The sequence below is a fragment of the Acuticoccus sp. MNP-M23 genome, assembly GCF_031195445.1.
Lineage (GTDB): Bacteria > Pseudomonadota > Alphaproteobacteria > Rhizobiales > Amorphaceae > Acuticoccus.
In genome coordinates this window covers 3,778,789-3,798,458 of record NZ_CP133480.1, presented here as the reverse complement: position 1 = coordinate 3,798,458, position 19,670 = coordinate 3,778,789, and the positions used below count along the sequence as shown (strand labels likewise).

The window sequence follows — 19,670 nt, the reverse complement described above, 5'->3', positions numbered from 1 at the left end:
CGGCGTCATTTTTTATTCCGCTCTATGACGCAGCAAAAGCCGGCCGGCTTGAATTCAACGCTCACAGTCGCCTTCAGTTCCCGTTCAAGCAGAGTGCCGATCAGAAACATGCCAAAGCCATTCGCCTCGGGAGGCTCGACGCTCGGCCCGTCGATCTCCCGCCATTCGAGGCGTTGAAGCTGGCGTCCATCCGCCTTCACGGTGACCTCGATCCGTCCATTCTCGTGAAGCAGGGCTCCATGTTTCGCCGCATTGGTTGCCAGCTCGTGAATGGCCAGACCGACGGGCAGCGCATTGCCGGGCGACAGCAACAGATCGTCTCCAACGTAGCGGAAGCGGTCGCCGTCGGGGTCTGCGTAGGGGGCCAGTTCCGCACGCAGTAGCGCCTTGAGGTGCTCGCCCTCCCAATCGGTTGCGGTAAGCGCATCATGCGTGCGCGATATCGCGGCGAGACGGTCATTCAGGCCGCGCGCCATGTCTTCCTTGTCCTTGGCCCATCGCTTGCTGAAGCGCGCGACCGCCTGGACGGTGGCCAGAGTGTTTTTGACACGATGCTCGAGTTCTGCGAGCAGGACGTCCTTGCGCTCTTCCGCGCGGACGCGCTCGGTCACATCGATGGCGGAGGGGACAACTTCCGTCACCTTCCCATCGTCGTCGAAGATCGGAACCAGCTGGAAATCTAGGATGAGCGTCTCGCCACCCGCCGCGCGGATCGGGACGTCATAGCGCAGGCTCTCACCCCTGGCCGCGCGGGCGACGGAGTCCTTCAGGCGGTCTTTCGACTCCTCGCTGAACGACCACCAAGACGCATCCCAGAACTTGCGGCCGATGACATCCTTCGCAGCGATCCCGCCCGCTTCGAGCGCGGCAGCGTTCGCCTCCAGAAGCGTGCCCTCGGTGTCGAGCAGCCCGACAAAGGCGCTCAGGCTGTCTTGGAGCCTTTGCAGGCGGTTGCGATCCTCGCGGTCGCGCTCCTGCGCGCGGCGCAGATCGGTCACGTCGGCAATCACGCCCATCAGGCATTTCTGCTCGTTGTCGCCCCGTGCTTCTATCTGGCCATAATACTGGATGTGCCGCTGCTCGCCATCCGATTGCCTGCGGATACGCACGCTGACGTCGAAGTTGCCGGTTCGCCGGGCTGTCTCGACAGCAGACTTAATGACCTCATGGTCGTCGGGATGCAGCATGTTCGAAACGAATTCGTCTAGCGAGAGTGGGCCTTCTTCGCTGGGTCGCCCGAAAATCTCGTACATTCGGTCGTTTTCCCAGATGGCCCGATCCTCGTCCATCAGCCATTCGAAGACGCCAAGGCCTGCGGCCTCGACGGCCACCTCCCGGCGAACAGCACCCGCTGCGAGGTCGCGCTCCAACTGCTTCTCGCGGGTGACTTCGCGGACGCAGGACCCAACGGCGAAAATCTCGTCCCCGTCGCGCACCGGATAAAAATCCACGACGAAGTTACGCTTCGCGCCCTTCTCGGCCGGGGTTTCGGTCTCGACCTTCAGGCCGAGCGCCGGGTCGCCCGTTTCAATCACGCGCCGCTGGATTTCCGCGATTTCGGTGTGGACGGCCGGCAGGAGATCCTCCTGCATGCGACCGATATGCTCATCGACCGGAAACCCGTTGATTTGCGCCAGGGTGCTGTTGATCCGAAGATAACGCAGCTCTCGGTCGAGCAGGTTCAGACCCACCGGCGCGGTATCGTAAAGCTGTTCGAGCTCCGAATATTGTTCGCGCAGTGTTTTGGCGTTCTCCTCCAGCTGTCGTTCGCTGCGCTTGCGTTGCGTAACGTCGACGAAGGTGACGACCACGCCGTCGAGGCGGTTGTCCACGGTCCGGTAGGGTCGCAACCAGGTGGCGAAGGTTTCGTCGGTCGCGTCGATGCGGACTTCTCGTTCGATCGGCTGCAGCGTCCGGCGAACCGCCTCGGCATCATCCTTGAGGCCCGGATAGTCGACATGCCGCGCAAGGTCATGGATCGAACGGCCGATATCGCGCTCCTGCACGCCGAACAGCTTGCGCACCTCGGGCGTGTAGAGCCGCACGCAGTCGCTCTGGTCGATGAAAAGCGTGGCGATGTCGGTGCTCTCGAGCAGGTTCTGGAGATCGCTGTTGGCGCGGACGAGCTGGCGGTTGTTCTCCGACAGTTCCGCGTTGATGGTCTCCAGCTCCTCGTTGATCGACTGCAGTTCCTCGCGGCTGGTCTCGAGCTCCTCGTTGGAGCTCTGCAGCTCCTCGTTCATGCTCAAGAGTTCTTCGTTGGCGCTTCTGAGCTCCTGCTCGGCGCCTTCGAATTCGCGTTCCAGCGTGGACAGGCGCTTGCGGGTCAGGGCGAGTTCCTGGGCCTCGCTGTCCCGCCGCCGGGTCGCTCCAGCCTCGCCAAGGTCGCCCTCTTCCGCCGGCCGCACCTCGGTCAGCGCGAGCAGCATCAAGTCGCTGTCCTCGGATACCGGAGAGACGCGAAGGTCGAACATCTTCGGCTTGTCACCGATATCGACGACGACGTTCCTGATCTGGGCGTCCGTCCCCGTCCCGCGGGCTTCGTCAATCGCGGAATGCGACGGCAGCCTGAGTTCGGGTGCGAGGAAATCATCAAGGGCGACGCTCGTTGCCCCGCGCGACGGCTTCACGAAGGACGACATCGCGTCCGATACGTAGACCACGTCGTTCTGGCGGTTGATCGTCGCGAAGGCCGGGGCGAACCGCTTCATGAAGGCGTCCTCGGACACGGCGGCGATGTCGTCCGCCGCCCGTGGCTTCCCCGCAAATTGCGAGATTGCCCTACCCACCTGCGGGGCCTTCTGCATCCGCGGCTTGGGCTGAACCTGGCCGAGCGCGCTGTAACCCGGTCTGGCCCGATCGTCCCGGCGAAAAATTCGGGCCTGCCGGTCTAAAGACTTGAAGAAACCTTCGCCCTTACCCACCGTCTCCGATGGGCCGAGCCACAGAAACCCGCCGGGGTTCAGGGCGTAATGGAATCTCGGCAGCAGCGCCTCCTGACTGTCGGCGCTGAGATAGATCATCACGTTGCGGCAGGAGATCAGATCGAGCTTGGAGAACGGGGGATCCTGCAACAGGTTGTGCGGCGCGAACACGCACATCTCGCGAAGACGCGGGTCGACCTGCCAGTATCCTTCCGAGCCGTGGAAGAAGCTGTCGCGGCGGGCTTCGGTCATGCCCTTGAGGGAAGCCTCAGGGTAACGGCCGTTGCGGGCGTGACGCAGCGCATCCTGGTCAATGTCGGTGCCGAAGATCTTCCATGACCTCTTGTCGCCGGTCTCCTCGGCGAGTTCGCGCGCCATGATTGCGAGCGAATAGGCCTCCTCGCCGGTTGAGCAGCCGGGGACCCATATCCGGAAGGAGGCGGCCTCGCTGTTCAACACGTCCCGCAGTACCTTCGACTTCACGTCGTCGAAGCTTTCGGGGTCGCGAAAGAACTGCGTCACGCCGATCAGGAAGTCTTGAGTCAGAAGCTCCCGCTCTTCCGACTGCCGCTTCAGTGTTCTGAGATATCCGTCGACGGTCCCCTGCCGCAGCAGGGTCATCCGGCGGGCGATACGCCGCACGAGCGTGCCGGGCTTGTAGCCGGAGAACGAGTTGCCGGCGTCGGTCTCGAGCTGGTCGAGGAGCTCATCGAGCCGCTCCTCGATCTCGTCCAGGAGCGCCTGGCGCCCGATCCCCTCTTCCATCTCGGCACGATGGTTGACGATCTCCATGATCTTGCCAGGTATGGCACTGGCCCTCAGAACGAAGTCGACAAGGCCGGTGGCGGCGGCGCTGTCCGGCATTCCGGGAAATCTCGCGTTCCGGCTCTCCTGCACCAGCGCGATGCCGCCGTGCGACTTGATCGCCCGCACGCCCATCGTGCCGTCCGATCCCGTGCCCGAGAGGACGACGGCGAACGCCTGGCGGCCCGCCGCCTCCGATAGCGAGGTGAAGAAGCGGTCTATCGGGGTGCGCACCCCTTCTTCGCGCGCATGTTCGATGAGCCGGAAACGGCCCTTCTCGATCTCGAGGAACGGCCCCGGCGGAATGATGTACACATGGTCGGGCTCGATCGCGATGCCGTCTTCAATTCTTACGACGGGAACCTCAGTGTGATCGCCAAGCAGCTTGTCCATCAGCGACGGCTGGTCGGGCGCAAGGTGCTGCACGATCACGAACGCGATCCCGCTGTCGTCCGGGATCGCGTGGACGAGTTCCTTCAGGGCCTCCAAACCGCCGGCGGAGGATCCTATTCCCACAATGGGCGGCAGCCTGTTCATTGCGTCCGGCGCATCATCTTCCCAGCGCTCCCAGATAGTCATCCGCTATACGCTGAAGTGGATCCGTCCAGGCTCGCCTAGAGAGGCAGGCTCGGTGTCCTGTTCACTTCCCGCACCACCTGCTTTATCGAGAAGAAGGACGGCGTAAGCAACCTCCCGAAGAAACGTGAGTATGACAGCCGGCGGCCCTCATATCAGGACGGAGGACAATGTTGGCGAAGCGGATTTCCACAGGGGTCGAGGGCCTCGACAGCATCCTGCAGGGCGGCCTGGAAGCGGAGCATGTCTATCTCGTCGAAGGCGGGCCGGGAACGGGGAAGACGACCCTTGCGCTCCAGTTTCTTCTGGCCGGGGTGGAGCCGGACGAAGCGGGTAGATGCCTCTACCTCACGCTTTCGCAAACCCGCGGCGAACTTATTGGTATCGCAAACTCGCACGGGCTGGACCTGTCCGGCATCGAGATCGTCGAGCTGCTGGCGTCGGAGGTGAGCGACGTGTCGCACACCCAAACGGTCCTGCACACGTCGGAGGAGGAGCTCGCCGAGTTGATCGAGAGGATCGTCGCGCGGATTGAGGACCACGAACCCCGCCGCGTCGTCATCGACAGTCTCGCGGAACTGCGCCTCATCAGCACGTCGATGCTGCGCTTCCGCCGCGCGATCCTGGGGCTGAAGACCGCCCTTTCGAAGGCGAAGACGACGGCCCTTCTGATCGAGGCGTTCGACGGCTTGGGAACGGTCGAGAGCACCGAACTGACCACACACGGCACCATCCGGCTGGACTGGACGACGCCGGAATTCGGCGTGACGCACCGGCGCCTCCAGGTCATCAAGATGCGGGAGCCCCTTCTTCGAAGGCTTTCACGACATGACGATCGAGAAAGGCGGGCTCGCGGTGTTTCCCCGCCTCGTTCCGCGCGGGGAGCGACGCGAGACGGAAAACTGGGAGGTCAAGACGGGAGACGAGACCCTCGACGAGCTTCTGGGCGGCGGATTGCCCGGCAACAGCACCACGCTCATCATCGGAGACACGGGCGCGGGGAAGTCCATCCTGTCGGCCAAGCTGGTCGACGCAACGGCGCAGCGGGGCATCAAGGCGGGCTTCTTTCTGTTCGAGGAGTTGTACGACGACGTGCTCGGTCGGGCCCAGGACATCGGCATGGATTTCAAGGGCCATATCGACAAGCGGCTGCTGCATCTGGAGCAATTCAACCCGACCGAAATAACCCAGGGGCAGCTCTTCCGGCGGATCGAGAATGTCGTCGAGGAGGGCGCTCGCCTGATCGTGATTGATAGCCTGACAGGCTTCGTCCGGACCCTGCGCGCGGGGGGCGAATTGCTGCCGCAGTTCAACGCGCTGCTCAATTCGCTGAAGCAGATGGGCGTTGCCACCGTGTTGACGCTGAACGAGTCCGCGGAACAGCAGGCCGGCCAATCCGAAATTGATTTCAGCTTCCTGACTGACAACGTGATCCGGCTGTCGCAGTATCGCCAGGATGGCGAGATCGGCCGCTCCATCTGGGTGGGGAAGAAGCGCTTCGGACCGCATTCCCGAGCCATCCGCGCTCTCCATATCGACCCGCCCGGCGTGACGATCCGCCCGATCGAGGGAGCGTTCGGTGTCACCCGTGACGCTGTCAACGACGAGGCGTCGTGACGGTGGATCAGGGCGACCTCGTGCGCTCGGAACGCCTCGTCGTTCTTGCCCCTTTCGCGCGCGATGCATCCGTCCTCGAGCAGATCCTGCTGGAGCGATCGATAGACGTTGCTCGGCGCGCTTCACTCGACTGCCAGCTACGGAGCGCGCACAGGCTAGAGGTTGGGGCCTTCCTTCTGACCGCCGAGGCGATGACGCCCGCGACGCTCGATGCGCTGATCGATCTGTTGACGCGGGAGCCGCTTTGGTCCGCCCCGCCTGTCGTCCTGCTGGGGGAATCGGAAATTCAGGCGGAGCGCTGGGCCCGCCGGCTCCTGGACGCCCGAGACGGGCAGCCGATCACGGTTCTCATCCGGCCCAGCAGCATCCTGGAGATTGCGACGGCTGTCCAAAGTGCGCTGGTCGCGCGACGCCGGCAGTACGACCTTGCCGATCTGATCGAGAAACACAGCCGCGCCGAGACCCATGCCAACGTTCTTTTCGAGGAACTGAGTCACCGGGTGAAGAACGTCTTCTCCATGGTTTCGTCGCTCGGGATCCTGACGGAGGCGGCTGCGGGCAACTCCGCAGAATTCCGGACCGCTTTCCGGGCGCGGATGAACGCGCTTTCCCGAGCTTACGACGCGCTGCGCGAGGGCAACTGGCAAGCGGCTCCGCTGAAGCTCGTTATCGAGGCGACAGCCGGCGGCCTGCTGACGCCGGACGAGCGCGGCGTGCTGACGTTGGAGGGACCCGACATCAGTCTGGCAAGCGATCAGGCGACGGGGCTTGGGCTCGTCATGCACGAACTGGCGTCCAATGCGCGCAAGTATGGCGCTCTCTCGACGCCGCAGGGCCGCGTCGCGGTTACTTGGTCGCACGATGCAGGCGGCAAGGTCATGTTGCTGTGGGCTGAGATGGGCGGCCCTCAAGTCATCGCTCCGGAGCGTGAAGGCTTCGGTACGACAGTCATCAAGTCGGCTATGCCGAATGGAGAGACAGAATTGTCCTACGAACCAACCGGCGTCCGTTGCCGCCTAAGTTTCAAACTGCAGAAATAAGGCCCCCACACCCGTTCATTAGCCGGGCCAGCTGCAATCCCCTCTTGCAGGGCGGGAACGCAGCTCCGGCAGGTCGGTTATATTGCGATGATCTACCTAACCGCGCTCCTCACGATCGGCTTCTGTCTGATCCACCTGTTGATTGGCCGCCTGCGCTTCCTCGACGTGGCGCCCCGCAGTCGATGGCTATCTGCAGCTGGCGGAATTGCCGTGGCCTACGTTTTCCTGCACGTCCTTCCCGAACTCAGCGCGCACCAGAGCACCTTTGCGCAAGGACTGGGAGTAGCCCCTGAGGTGGCGGAGAGCTGGGTCTTCCTGGTCGCTCTCGTCGGGCTCGCGAGCTTCTACGGTCTGGAGCGATTGGCCAAGACATCCCGAGGCAAGTCACTGCACGGCGGCGCACAGGACGTAGTCGCGGCTGGGCTGTTCCGAGTTCACCTCGGCTCATTCGCCGTCTACAATTTTCTGATCGGCTACCTGCTGGTTCATCGGGAAGAAACGGGCCTCTGGTCCCTGATGATTTACTTCTTCGCAATGGCGATGCACTTTGTGACCGTTGATTTCGGGCTGCGTCAGCACCACAAGGAACGTTACGATACACCCGGACGCTGGATCCTCGTGGCTGCAGTCTGCGTCGGATGGGTTTTGGCGCTGGTCGTGAAGATCCCGGAACTGGCGACAGGATTGCTGTTCGCGTTCCTTGCCGGCGGCGTGGTGCTGAACGTCTTGAAAGAAGAGCTGCCGGAAGAAAGGCAGAGCCGGTTCTGGCCATTCGCCCTCGCCGCCGCCGGCTACGCCGCTTTGCTGATCGCAGGTTGAAGCGACGCGTCGTGACCGAACCCAGCCCGGCGAGCCGTACACCCACAACGCGCTTCACTCCGCGCCTTTAGGTGAGGGCTCGGCCACGGTTCCACGGCCCGCGCGCCGGCTGGCGCGCGGGTGTCCGGCCGCGTGGCGATAGGCGGCATCGACATCGTCGGTGCCATACCGGAGCCGCTGCGCGAGGTTCGCGGGCGGCGATGCGCGATGATCTTTCAGGACGCCACCAGGTCGCTCGGCCCGTTCTCCACGGTGGGAGGTCAGCTTTCCGATATCATCCGCCGACAGCGCGATGCCAGCCGCTCTGCTGCGCGGGCGATGGCGGCGGCCAGACTTGCTGCGGTCAGCCGTCCCGAGCTTGTGCGGGTACTTCTTGAGTTCTCCGGCGGACAGCGCCAGTGCGTGATGATCGCGATGGCGCTGAGGTGCGAGCCGGACACTCCCCTCCTCGGCGAGCCGACGGCGGCACTCGACGTCTCCTTCCTGGCAAAGACTGTCAATCCGCTGCGTTAGCTTCAGGAGAGCCGTGGCCTCGGCTACCTCCGAATTTCGCGTAGCCTGGCGACGGTGGAGAGCATGGCAGACGACGTCATCGTCATGTGCCTCGGCCGCATCGTGCAGAGCGTGCCGGTTGCGCACGTCGTCGCCCGCCCGGCGCATCCCTACCCGCGAGCGCTGCTTCTGGCGGTCCCTCCGCTCGATCCGCGGCAGCGGAACCGCCTATTGCCGCTCGGTGAGTCTGTGCAAAGCTAGTTCCCGCCGCTGCCCGGGTGCCCGTTTGCGCCTCGCTATCCGCGCGCATTTGCCGAGTGCGAGGCGGGCGTGCCTACGCTGATGCCGGTCGGCGGCGGTCGCTCAGCGGCGCGCATCAGCCCGCTCGGTATGGAGGAGCCAACGTGATCGAAACCGCCGGACCGCGTACCGATTGTGTGCCGCTGCCCGGCATTCCAATCAACGATGCGACGTTGCCGATCGAAGATCAGCGGGACGCCTTTCGCGACTTTTATGGCGCATTTTACGGAACGGACTTCATCGGCGGCTCGCGGGACTTTGCTGCCCACGGCCACGCCTGGCAGCTCGCCGGAATGACGGCCGGGTGGAGCCGGCTCAGCGGCGTCCGGCTGCGCTACGACCCGCGGCGCGACGCCATCCAGAGCGGGTGTCTGTTTCTGCGCTTCGCGGTGTCCGGCTCCAGCGTCGGCACGTTCGGCGGCGCGCGGCACTCGCTGACGCCGGGACAGATCTCGTTGGAAAGCCGGGACGTGGGCTTTCACAACATCTACGCCGACTTCAGGTACAACGCGCTGTTTATGCCTCACGAGATGATTGGATACGATCCAGCGATCCATCGCGCAAACTATCTGTTGAGCCCGGAAACACCCGCCGGGCGCATCATGGGTACTGCACTCACGGCTCTTGCTTCGCGCCTTCCGTTCGCCACGGTGCAGGAAGGTCCGCAGATGGCCATGGACGTTGCCGAGCTCGTCCGAGCGCTGATCCTCGAGGGAAGACCACGCGCCGTCAGCGCAGCCGTTATCCGCGCCCGCCGACACGCGATCCAGTCCTCGGTCGACGAAGAGCTGTCCACGGGGGCATTCTCGGTCGATGCCTTATGCGCACGCTTCGCCATCTCGCGGGCGAGCCTTTATCGCATGTTCGCCGATTCGGGAGGGATCGAACGCTACATCCGACAGCGGCGCCTGACCCGGTGCTTCCAGGAGCTGACCCGCTCGAACAAGGAGCGCGGCGTGGTCCGCGATGTGGCCGAGCGCTGGGGCTTCCATGATGCGGCCAACTTCCGGCGGGCGTTCCGTTCATCGTTCGGGGTGACGCCCGTCGAAGTCGTCGGCGAACGGCTTGACCAGCCGCTGCCCGCGCCTTCGGTTGACTCTAGGGTCGCAACCAATCTTGGCGACTGGCTCAGCCACCCGTCCATCACCAGCAAGCGCGCGGAAAACGAGCTATCCGAGTAGAATTTCTGTATCCCGTTCAGAAGATTTGATCGGCAGAACGCGACTGTAGCAGATCACCCACAGATTTTTGGCATGAATTGTGCGCGTTCTCGCAATGATTACTCGCCTGGATGAACTTTGGCGATGAGCGCCGCGGAATTGAGACGCTGGGACCATGATCCCAGGCTTCACATTGGCTATTCGGTAGATGGATCCTCGCCTCCGTCCTAAGCGGGGGCCCTTTGCCTCATGTGGCTCAATTGGTTTTAGCGGCCTTGCGACCGCAGGGCATTTCCCGGTCCGCACGCGTCAGTATCCAATCGTAGAAAGGCGTTTCAGTGGCCGATCCCAAGTATCTGAATGACGGCGGAAACAACAAATCCTACGGCGGCGCCGACCATTGGATCGATGCCGGGGGCGGTGACGACGATATCGAGGGTGGCGGCGGCAAGGACACCATCTACGGCGGCACGGGCAACGACACGCTCGACGGCGAAAACGGCAGCGACTACCTCGACGGCGAAGAAGGCAAGGACTTTCTCAAGGGCGGCAAGAGCACCGACACGCTGATCGGCGGTGCCGGCGACGACACGCTGCTGGGCCAGGGCGACGACGATTCGCTTGAGGGTGGTGACGACAACGACCGGCTGGAGGGCGGCGAGGGCAACGACACGCTGGATGGCGGCGTGGGTCACGACACTCTTTACGGGCAGGGCGCCGCCGACACGCTCAACGGCCGCGCCGGCAGCGACAAACTCTACGGCGGCGACGGCAACGATTCCCTCGACGGCGGTCTCGACCAGGACTTGCTGGAAGGCGACGAAGGCGGCGACACCCTCATCGGCGGCGATGGCAACGACACCATCTTCGGTGAGGCGGGAGACGACTACATCGTCGGCGACGCGAACAGCCACAACTACTACAATGGTAAAGACAGCATTTCTGGCGGCGACGGCGAGGATACAATCTTCGGCAACCGCGGCGACGACACCATCAGCGGCGGAAGCGGCCGCGACGTTATCGAGGGAAATGAAGGTAAAGACAGCATTTCCGGCGGCGACGGCAACGATTACATCGACGCCGGGAACGACGACGACAAGGTCGAAGGCGACGAAGGCGGCGACACGCTGATCGGCAATGGTGGCAACGACACCGTCTGGGGCGAAGGCGGCCGCGATTCCATCGACGGCGGCTCGGGCGACGACGAGATCGACGGGGGCGCCGGCCACGACACGATCTTCGGTGGCGACGGCGACGACTCGATCAAAGGCGGAGATTTCAGCGATCGGATCTACCTCGGAGCGGGAGATGATTTTGCCGACGGACAGGACGACCAGGATCTGATCTACCTCGGCGGCGGCTCTGACACGGCCTATGGCGGCGCCCGCAGCGATATTTTCCTCTTCATGGATGAATACTATTCGTTCGAGGCGGGCAGTCATGCGACCCTCCACGGAAATGCGGGAAAGACCGACCGGTTGATCCTGGAGCAGGCCGGGGATGAGAGCGTCTGGGCCTACACCGAGACATCGCCCGGCGGGGACATGATCCTCGCCCGTCGGAATCCGGACTTCGACCCGGCTGCCTACGATCCATCCTCGGGCCCGGATCATACCATCACCTTCGATGGCATCGACCGGATCATTATCGTCGCATCCGAGCCGGACTTCAGCGCCCGGGAGAACAACGACGGTGATGCGTGGTTCGTGCTTTCCTACAACGGCGACAAGATCGTCGAGGGCAAGGTCGCGAACATTCTGCCGCTGATCACGAACTACGCTCCGGTCGGGACCGACGACACCAAGGTCATGACCCTGACGACGTCGTCGGTCACGGGTGACGTCCTGACCAACGACACGGATCAGGAGAGCGACGTCGACGACGCCCTCGCCGCCACCCTCGTCGACGCCGACACGCTGGTGGATGGCACTGGCACGATCACCGACGACAACGGCACGCTCGTCCTCGATGCCGACGGCAGCTACACCTTCACCGCTTCCGACGATTTCGTCGGCAGCGCCACCTACACCTACGCCGTGGACGATGGGTTCGTCGCCGATTTCGCCACGCTGACCGTCTCGCGCAACGCCGTGCCGGTCGATGACACCGTCCAGGCGCGCCAGAGCGACACGTACTCCGACGGCACCATCATCGACGTGCTTGCGAACGACAACGAGACCGACCTCGAGATCGACCTCACCGTGAGCAAGATCAACGGCTAGGCGGTCGAGTCCGGGGACACCGTCTACGTCTCCGGCATCGGCGACGTGACGCTGCGGGCTGACGGGACGCTGCTGCTCGACCCGTTCGAGTACGACTGGTCGCCGCTTGATGAGTGGGACATCGCCAACGGCGTTGACGAGTATCCGACGGAGTTCAGCTATCACATCGGCGACTCCGACACCCCAGGCGTCGTGACGTTGGTCTACAACGAGGCGCCGATCGCCAAAGCTGACAGCGTCACGCTGCGGGCCGGAGGGGCGATCACTCTCGACGTTCTCGCCAATGATGAAGACGACGAGAACGACGAGCTGACCGTCGTCGCCATCCAAGAGACCGATACGACGTTCACGCCGAGCGGCGGCCTGATCGGCTTCCCCGTGGCGGTGGGCGACGCCGTGATTGAAAACAACCTGATGGAGATCACGCCCCATCCCGAATATTCGGGAACTTTCACGTTCTACTATCGGATCGTTGACGGGAACGAGGGCACCGCTTCCACTGGCGGGGCCCACGGCGTGGGCACCGGCGGCCCCACCCTGGAGACCAGCCACCAAAGCGTCGGCCAGGTGACGGTGACGGTGCTCGCCAACAACGCCCCCGCGGCAGGCGACGACACGGCCAATGTTGGCGAAGACGGAACGGTCACCGTGTCGGTGCTCGGAAACGATACCGACGCCGACGGGGATGCCCTTACCATCGGCTCATACGATACGACCGGCACGCTGGGGACCGTCACCGACAACGGCGACGGAACGTTCGACTACGACCCTGGCGACGCGTTCCAGTCGCTGGCGAGAGGCGAACTGGCGACGGACACGTTCACCTACACCGTCAACGACGGCCAAGGGGGCGAGGATACCGCAACCGTCACCATCTCCATCGATGGCGCGAACGACAGCCCGATCGGCACGTCTGACACCTTCACCACAGACGCGGGCACCGCCTTCACCACCGGCGACGTCCTCGCCAACGATGTCGACGTCGACACCGCCGCGATGCTGACCGCATCCGGCCCGCTCGAGATCCCCGACCACGACACCAAGGGCGAGGTGACCAACAACGGCGACGGCACCTTCGACTACGATCCGAACGGCGCGTTCGACCACCTTGCCGCGGGCGAGACCGCGACCGACCAGTTCTGGTACGGCGCGAAGGACGAGAACGGCGCGACCAGCGCGACGAAGGTCTTCATCACCATTACGGGCTGGGACGATCCCCTCCTTACCGACGACACGGCCGCCGCCACCGAGGACGTGCCCATCGTCATTTCCTCCGTGTTCGCCAACGACACCGGTCAGGGCCTCTCGATCGCCGCCGTCGACCTCACCGCCACCCAGGGCACGGTGACGAACAACGGCGACGGCACGTTCGGTTATGTCGCCGACGGCACCCTCGACGCCCTCTCGGACGGCGAGACGACCGAGGACAGCTTCACCTACACCGCGATCGACGACTATGGCCGCGAGCAGACCGCGACTGTGACGGTGACCGTCACCGGCGCGAACGACGACGTGGTCCCCATCGGGCAAACCATCGTCATCAATGCCGACAGCGGGACCCGCACGTGGAACTACTCGTTCAGCGACCCTGACACGAACGACACCCATGGCTTCGTCCTCGACACCGAAGGCACTGAGGGCACCGCCACCGACAACGGCAATGGCAAGTTCACCTATACGCCGGGCGATGGATGGGCCTCGGTCGCACTCGGGCAAGCGGGCTATGACAGCTTCGATTATACCGTGACCGACTCGGCCGGATCGTCCGCCAGCGGGACCGTGAATTTCGTCATCGTCGGCGTCAACGACGACCCGGTCGGCGTCGACGACCACTTCGGCACGGACGAGCAAACGCCGTTCACCACCGGCAACGTGCTGGCGAACGACACCGACGTCGACGAGGGCGCGACGCTCAGCCTCGCCGGTTTCGACACCAGCGCCACCATCGGCCTCGTCACCGACAACGGCGACGGGACGTTCGCATACGACCCGAACGGCGCGTTCGACGACCTCGCGATCGGCGAGCGCGCGACCGACACCTTCACCTACACCGTGGAGGACGAGCACGGCGCGAGCGATACCGCGACGGTGACGATCACGATCGATGGCACGCCCTATTCGGGGATCGTCGGCACCGACCTGTCCGAGACGCTGAACGGCACGGAGGGCGACGATACGCTCTGGGGCGTCAGTGCCGACGACACGCTGAACGGCGATGACGGTCACGACACCGCGGCCTACGATGGCAACCTCGCCGACTTCAAGGTCGAGATCGCGGCCGACCACAGCGGCGTGTGGGTGAGCGACGGCAACACCGCCGATCCCAGACACGAGGGCACCGACTGGCTGACGGGCATCGAGGAGATCTTGTTCGCAAACGGATGGGCCACCGTGAAGTCCTCCGAGGCCCGCACGTTGATAACCATCTTCGACGACACTGGCGAGTTCATCGCAAAGGAGCGCCTGTCGGGCGGGATCCGCACCGAGGTGGCGTACGTCGACGGCGTCCGCAACGAGGTTCTGCGCACCGACATCGATGACGTCCGTGTCTGGGACACCGTCGAAACATCCTACGAGGATGGCGATCTCGCGCGGCGGTTCAAGATCAATGACGCCGGCAGCTCGGTCCTGGTCCAGTACGAGGACGGTGTGCGAACGGACATGACCCGCGTCGATGCGAGCGGGGCCGACAGCACCGCAGCGTGGTCGACGATCGAATGCGGCTTCGACGATGCCGGCCGGCTGTCGTCGCGCCGCGTGGTCAACGATGACGGCACCGAGCGGACGACGACGTTCGAATATACTGACGGCGTGCTCTCGAAGATGACCATCGTCGACGGGCCGGGCGACGCGGGCGCGGTGCCGTGGGCGATCCGCGAGTTGACGTTTGACGACAGCGGCCGGCGCATCGAAAGGAAGCAGGTCGACGACGACGGGACCGAAAGCGGCAGGGCCTACGAATACACGGATGGCGTGGTGACCAAAGTCACGGCGACCGGCAGTGACGACGGCTTCCTCTTCGAGCGCTCCTCCGAATTTGACGCCGACGGCGATCTCGTCGGTCGCTCCTGGGTCTTCGACGACGGCACCGTGAGGGACGACACCATCGTCGACGACGCTCTCGTCAGCCGCACCATGACCGACGTCCCCGATACGCGACACTGGACGACCGCGACTTTCGACTACGACGCCGACCACAACGTCATCACGCGCTCATACACATGGGACGCCGACCTCGCCTGATCGGAGTTCGGCGGCCGCGACCGCGAATGAACACGGCTACTTCGCCATCGACACAGCGACCGGCGAGGTCACGCTCACGGCCACCGGAGCCGCCTCGGCCGCCAACGACGACGAGGCCACGCCGAACGCGTTCGCCCTCGCTGTGTCGGCGACGGACGCGGCGATGAACACATCTGCCGCCGAAACGGTCACCATCGAAGTCGTCGACGAAGGCGAAGTGTCGGTCGACGCGCAAACAATGCAGGTCAACGACTGGCTGAACCCTGCCTGGGGCGGCGGCTATGTCGCCGAGTTTGAGGTGACGGTGCCGGACGACGTGCCGGGTGGCCACGTGTCGGCCTTCATCATCACCGGTGCGCTGGCGCATGGCACGCTCGTCAACGCCTGGATCAGCGGTCATCCAGCTGCACTGGACGTCGATGCGAGCGGCCAGTCGCTGACCGCGTGCAGCGTCGGCCAGGACTATCAGGTGGAGCTCACGCCCGGCGACACGGTGCGCATCGGCGTCCAAGTCGAGGGCGCGGGATATGAGGCGGGCGCATTCGGTTTCACCTTCGAAGATCTCGACCTGGAAGACGATGCAGGCTTTGACCCTGCGGCGCCCGCATCGCTCGACGGCGCGACGATCCGCGTCGAAACCCTGAGCAGCTGGGATACCGGCGGTGTGGTCGAAATTGACCTGACGAACGACACCGGCGCGCTGATCACGGATGTCGACGACCTCGTGTTCGACCTCACTGACGACAGCGACGTCATCCGCCACGACGACGCCTGGGGCTTTGAATGGACACCGAACGGGCTCGCGGTCACGCCCTGGAACGGCGTGAGCGCGCACGGCGACATCGCCCCGGAGAAGAGGCGAAGATCGGCGGCTTCGTCTACGATTTCGCCGCCGGCAGCGATACTACCGTAACAGCCGACGACTTCGCGGTGGGGTACGAGCCCTTTATCGCATGACACCTGGGCACGAACAGCTACCGGGAGCGTCGGCGTACAAGGCACCCCCGGCCTAATGCTCACGTGGCCTCTTCTCCGAGCGGCGGACTGGCTGCGCGACGCCGCCCGGAGTGCGTAGCCGACCTGGCGACTGAGCCCGATCGCGATGGTCCCCGTTTCCGTCCACTTCGCGAGCGCGGTGGGTGGCGACCTCGTCGCCGACCTCGGTCTCTACGGCGAAAATCTGACGCTCTGTGGCCTCAGGCCGACCACCATCCACACCACCTTGAGCGCGTTCGGCGACCTCCTCGACGCCAGCATGGCGGACACGCGCCACGTGGTGAGCGACACCAGCGGCAACGACCGCGTCAGCGGCATCGTCGGTTGGAATTCGTTGCGTGGAGGCTAGGCACGCCCGTAGAAGCACCGAAGAGGCTGGAGTGCGGTGCGCGCTAGCCACGGAGGCCGACGCGCTCGAAAAACCGTCGCAGCGCATAGGATCTAGCGATCGACACTCCTGTGAAGATCGCGCCGATGGCCAGACTGTCGCCGATCGCCGGATGCATTCCGAAAAGCGGAAACACTACGATTTGCGTCAAGACGGCGGCCGCAAAGCCGACCGCGACAATCACGAGCGCTTCAACAAACGACATCAACTTTGTCTGCTTCATCGATTGGCCTCCAGATGTTCTTGCGCCATTCTCCTGAGGAGGTTTCGAACGTTGGAAACGTGCCACCGCCCTCCCCGTCGTGTGACGGTGCTGCGTTCGTTCAGCTTTTCTGCGATGGCGCGCAGACTGGTTCGACCCGAGCGGCGAAAATCCACCACGAATGGCTGAAGCGATGCGGCGTAGGCATCTGCGTTCGCACTGATCGCCTTCAGAATCGCGGCATTGCCCCGCCCTGCCCGCTGTAGCGCGGCGGCGCCATTCGGGTTCCCTAGCTTGGTCCCGCGCGCCTTGGCGGCCGCCAGTGCCTCACGGGTGCGGCGGGCGATGGCTTCACGCTCCTGCTCGGCCACCAGCGCCATGATGCCCACCGTGAGGTCGTTGGCCTGGGGCATGTCGGCCGCAATGAAACGCACGCCGCTGTCGCGCAGGGTGAGCAGGAAGGCCGCGTTGCGGGAGAGACGGTCGAGCCGTGCGATGGCGAGCGTGGAACCTGTGACCTTCGCAAGGTGAAGAGCCTTGGCCAGCTCCGGCCGATCGCTCACCTTGCCGCTTTCGATCTCCGTGAAGGCCGCGATCACATCGCTGCCCCTCTCGGCGGCGAGCCCATCAATGGCAACTTTCTGCGTTTCCAGCCCGAGACCACTCCTGCCTTGCCGTGCAGTCGAGACGCGGTGGTAGGCAACGAAGCGCATGAAAACCCGGGTGTACAGAACTGCCAAACGTTGGTTGCGCAGTTGTGTACTCGAACCACCGCGGACGCTGAACCGTCATTCGACGGCGGGCTGCAGATAAAGGACTTTACTTCGCGGACGGACTCTTCTCCCGCACCGAGATCTTCAGCGGTCGCCAATGGCATAGGGGGCATAAGGATCCAGCGGCCCGCTCGAAGCACGTTCCTTCAGCCGGAGGAAAGGCGAGCGCTATCCGCCATGATCATACCCGCCCGGCCGATGATCGATCACCGGCCCATCGCTGTTCTTAGGGTCGACGACGAAGCGGACGATGGTGACCTTCAGCGGTTCATCTGCCGCGGCGTTCTCGACCGAGATGCGGCTGCGGGAGGCAGGGGTGATCCCGAGCTCCACCATGTACCGGTTCATCAGCTCCATCTGCTTGTTGGCGAAGCTCAGCCATGGCGACTGCTTGACGTAGGCGGATGGCGTCTTGAGAAGGGTCGGCGTCTCCGCGAGCCGCTTCCCTGCCTCGACCCAGCGGCCTTAAGCCTGGCAGTACGCCGCGAGCGCGGCCCGGTCGACAATCGTGACCACGCCCATGTCGTGGAGCGTTCCGGCAATGCGCCGCCATTCGGTCTTTGCAGCGGACGAGAGATGCGACGGACAGGTAGGCTTGCTCGCAGGCGGCTTCGGCTCGTTCGGATTGAGCGCACGGCGGCCCGGATTGCCGTTCGCTACCTTCAACGCCGTCGGCTTTGGCTTGCGGCCGCGCATCAGGACACCTGCGCATTACGCCGGCTGCGCATGACGTCGAATGTCTCGCCGGTCTCCACCAGCACAGGGCTCTGGCCGGTGAACGCGGCCCATCGGATCACGATGACGTCCACGTAGGCCGGATCGAGTTCGAGGCCGAAGCAGCTCCGCCCTGCAGTCTCGGCCGCGATAATGCTCGTGCCCGATCCGAGGAAAGGGTCGTAGACTGCCTGGCCGGGCGAGGTGTTGTTGAGCATCGGCCGGCGCATGCATTCCACGGGCTTCTGGGTGCCGTGGACGGCGTCGGCATCCTGGTCGCGGTTCGGGATCTGCCACAGCGTGGTCTGGGTGCGGTCGCCGGACCAGTGACCCTTGCCGCCACGACGCACGGCATAACAGCAGGGCTCGTGCTGCCAGTGGTAGTGCCCGCGGGAGAAGACCATCCGGTCCTTGCTCCAGATCACCCGGGAGCGGATGTCGAAGCCTGCCGCCTGGAGATTGTCGGCCACCGTCCCGGCGTGAAGCGCGGCGTGCCAGACGTAGGCAACGTCGCCGGGGAACAGCGTCCACGCCTCCGTCCAGTCCGCTCTGTCATCGTTCTTCACCGTGCCGGTGCGCCTGTTCTTCGTCCCACAGGCTTCGTTCCGCCAGGCCGGCTCGTAGTTCACGCCGTACGGCGGAACGGTCACCATCAGCGTCGGCATCATGCCGTCCAGAAGCCGCGCAACATCAGCTTTGGAGGTGGCATCACCGCAGAGCACGCGATGCTTCCCGAGCTGCCAGAAGTCACCACTCCGCGAGACAGGAATGGCCGGCGGCCCTGGCGTCTCCTCTTCGCGGTCGTCGGCCGCCGAGTTCGACATCAGCTTATCGAGTTCGAGGCTCTCGAACCCGAGGTCTTCGAGGTCGATGCCAAGGTCGGACAGCTCCCCGCTTCGAGGGCGAGAAGTTCGGCATCCCAGCCGGCGCGCTCGGCGAGCTTGTTGTCGGCCAGCACGTAGGCCCGCTTCTGCGTGTCCGTGAGATGGGAGAGTTCTATCGAGGGAACCGAGGACAGCTTCAGTTGCTGCGCGGCGAGAAGGCACCCATGGCCCGCAATGACGCCGTTATTACGGTCGATCAGGATGGGGTTATTGAAGCCGAATTCCCGGATCGAACCCGCGATCAGCGATACCTGCGCCGGCGAGTGGGTGCGGGCGTTGCGGATGTAGGGGATGAGGCTCTCGATGGGACGGTCCTCCACAGCAAGCGTTGGTAGTGACGTTCTTGGCTTCACCGTTGCTGCTGGCCCTGTTCCAGTCATGATTCCGCTCTGCGCCCCCGTAAGGAATTCCGCTGCCTGAAATCGGCGACCCCGGACCTTTTGCGTTCGCCCTTTATACCACATCCAATTGTGTTGGGCTGCGCAACGGCGAAGCTTTCAACAACGCCTCAACGAC

Annotated in this window: 15 protein-coding genes and 2 pseudogenes; 11 read left to right on the top strand and 6 right to left on the bottom strand. The window is 64.2% G+C overall.

All coding sequences use genetic code 11. The features are described 5' to 3' along the window. Positions 1 to 5: 5 nt before the first annotated feature. Positions 6 to 4,307: a chemotaxis protein CheB gene (locus tag RDV64_RS17550; protein WP_309196254.1), complete on the bottom strand. Its 4,302-nt coding sequence runs from the start codon at positions 4,305 to 4,307 to the stop codon at positions 6 to 8. A 167-nt stretch (positions 4,308 to 4,474) separates the two neighbouring features. Between RDV64_RS17550 and RDV64_RS23885 the strand changes: the two are divergent. The 11 genes and pseudogenes from RDV64_RS23885 to RDV64_RS17495 all read left to right on the top strand — a co-directional run. Beyond that, positions 4,475 to 5,047, top strand: a pseudogene (locus RDV64_RS23885) (ATPase domain-containing protein); the annotation flags it as partial. 85 nt (positions 5,048 to 5,132) lie between these two features. Beyond that, on the top strand, positions 5,133 to 5,921 hold the full coding sequence (locus RDV64_RS17540; protein ID WP_309196252.1) for an ATPase domain-containing protein: 789 nt from the start codon (positions 5,133 to 5,135) through the stop codon (positions 5,919 to 5,921). Beyond that, complete coding sequence (locus RDV64_RS17535) at positions 5,918 to 6,961, top strand: sensor histidine kinase (RefSeq protein WP_309196251.1); 1,044 nt, start codon at positions 5,918 to 5,920, stop codon at positions 6,959 to 6,961. The genes RDV64_RS17540 and RDV64_RS17535 overlap by 4 nt, the downstream gene beginning before the upstream one ends. A gap of 87 nt (positions 6,962 to 7,048) precedes the next feature. Beyond that, positions 7,049 to 7,780 carry a hypothetical protein gene (locus RDV64_RS17530; protein WP_309196250.1) on the top strand — a complete coding sequence of 244 codons (732 nt, stop codon included), beginning with the start codon at positions 7,049 to 7,051 and terminating at the stop codon, positions 7,778 to 7,780. A gap of 132 nt (positions 7,781 to 7,912) precedes the next feature. Next, the gene (locus RDV64_RS17525) at positions 7,913 to 8,293 is read left to right on the top strand and encodes an ATP-binding cassette domain-containing protein (protein ID WP_309196249.1); all 381 of its coding nucleotides are present in this window, start codon (positions 7,913 to 7,915) and stop codon (positions 8,291 to 8,293) included. Positions 8,294 to 8,356: 63 nt separating this feature from the next. Further along, entirely contained in the window at positions 8,357 to 8,533 is a 177-nt protein-coding gene (locus tag RDV64_RS17520; RefSeq protein ID WP_309196248.1) for a hypothetical protein, read from the top strand. A gap of 143 nt (positions 8,534 to 8,676) precedes the next feature. Next, positions 8,677 to 9,753, top strand: coding sequence for a helix-turn-helix domain-containing protein (locus tag RDV64_RS17515; protein ID WP_309196247.1), 1,077 nt, complete (start codon positions 8,677 to 8,679; stop codon positions 9,751 to 9,753). A gap of 317 nt (positions 9,754 to 10,070) precedes the next feature. After that, positions 10,071 to 11,954: an Ig-like domain-containing protein gene (locus tag RDV64_RS17510; protein WP_309196246.1), complete on the top strand. Its 1,884-nt coding sequence runs from the start codon at positions 10,071 to 10,073 to the stop codon at positions 11,952 to 11,954. A gap of 45 nt (positions 11,955 to 11,999) precedes the next feature. Beyond that, the gene (locus tag RDV64_RS17505; RefSeq protein WP_309196245.1) at positions 12,000 to 15,197 is read left to right on the top strand and encodes an Ig-like domain-containing protein; all 3,198 of its coding nucleotides are present in this window, start codon (positions 12,000 to 12,002) and stop codon (positions 15,195 to 15,197) included. A gap of 163 nt (positions 15,198 to 15,360) precedes the next feature. Continuing rightward, complete coding sequence (locus RDV64_RS17500; protein WP_309196244.1) at positions 15,361 to 16,110, top strand: hypothetical protein; 750 nt, start codon at positions 15,361 to 15,363, stop codon at positions 16,108 to 16,110. Positions 16,111 to 16,299: 189 nt separating this feature from the next. Then, complete coding sequence (locus tag RDV64_RS17495) at positions 16,300 to 16,542, top strand: hypothetical protein (RefSeq protein WP_309196243.1); 243 nt, start codon at positions 16,300 to 16,302, stop codon at positions 16,540 to 16,542. A gap of 43 nt (positions 16,543 to 16,585) precedes the next feature. Here the strand turns inward: RDV64_RS17495 and RDV64_RS17490 are convergent, their stop codons facing one another. The 5 genes and pseudogenes from RDV64_RS17490 to RDV64_RS17470 all read right to left on the bottom strand — a co-directional run bounded on the left by RDV64_RS17490 (position 16,586) and on the right by RDV64_RS17470 (position 19,534). After that, positions 16,586 to 16,804 carry a hypothetical protein gene (locus RDV64_RS17490; protein ID WP_309196242.1) on the bottom strand — a complete coding sequence of 73 codons (219 nt, stop codon included), beginning with the start codon at positions 16,802 to 16,804 and terminating at the stop codon, positions 16,586 to 16,588. After that, complete coding sequence (locus RDV64_RS17485) at positions 16,801 to 17,496, bottom strand: recombinase family protein (RefSeq protein WP_309196241.1); 696 nt, start codon at positions 17,494 to 17,496, stop codon at positions 16,801 to 16,803. Before RDV64_RS17485 ends, RDV64_RS17490 begins: the two co-directional genes overlap by 4 nt. 228 nt (positions 17,497 to 17,724) lie before the next feature. After that, positions 17,725 to 18,252, bottom strand: a pseudogene (locus RDV64_RS17480) (phage terminase small subunit P27 family). Then, positions 18,252 to 18,992: a DNA methyltransferase gene (locus RDV64_RS17475; RefSeq protein WP_309196240.1), complete on the bottom strand. Its 741-nt coding sequence runs from the start codon at positions 18,990 to 18,992 to the stop codon at positions 18,252 to 18,254. Before RDV64_RS17475 ends, RDV64_RS17480 begins: the two are co-directional and overlap by 1 nt. Positions 18,993 to 19,093: 101 nt before the next feature. Then, entirely contained in the window at positions 19,094 to 19,534 is a 441-nt protein-coding gene (locus tag RDV64_RS17470) for a ParB/Srx family N-terminal domain-containing protein (RefSeq protein ID WP_309196239.1), read from the bottom strand. Positions 19,535 to 19,670: the final 136 nt, after the last annotated feature.

Coding starts and splice junctions, on each gene's coding strand:
- RDV64_RS17550 (WP_309196254.1), bottom strand. CDS start 4,307: ATGACTATCTGGGAGCGCTGGGAAGATGATGCGCCGGACGCAATGAAC.
- RDV64_RS17540 (WP_309196252.1), top strand. CDS start 5,133: ATGACGATCGAGAAAGGCGGGCTCGCGGTGTTTCCCCGCCTCGTTCCG.
- RDV64_RS17530 (WP_309196250.1), top strand. CDS start 7,049: ATGATCTACCTAACCGCGCTCCTCACGATCGGCTTCTGTCTGATCCAC.
- RDV64_RS17520 (WP_309196248.1), top strand. CDS start 8,357: ATGGCAGACGACGTCATCGTCATGTGCCTCGGCCGCATCGTGCAGAGC.
- RDV64_RS17500 (WP_309196244.1), top strand. CDS start 15,361: ATGAACACATCTGCCGCCGAAACGGTCACCATCGAAGTCGTCGACGAA.
- RDV64_RS17495 (WP_309196243.1), top strand. CDS start 16,300: ATGGTCCCCGTTTCCGTCCACTTCGCGAGCGCGGTGGGTGGCGACCTC.
- RDV64_RS17490 (WP_309196242.1), bottom strand. CDS start 16,804: ATGAAGCAGACAAAGTTGATGTCGTTTGTTGAAGCGCTCGTGATTGTC.
- RDV64_RS17485 (WP_309196241.1), bottom strand. CDS start 17,496: ATGCGCTTCGTTGCCTACCACCGCGTCTCGACTGCACGGCAAGGCAGG.
- RDV64_RS17470 (WP_309196239.1), bottom strand. CDS start 19,534: ATGACTGGAACAGGGCCAGCAGCAACGGTGAAGCCAAGAACGTCACTA.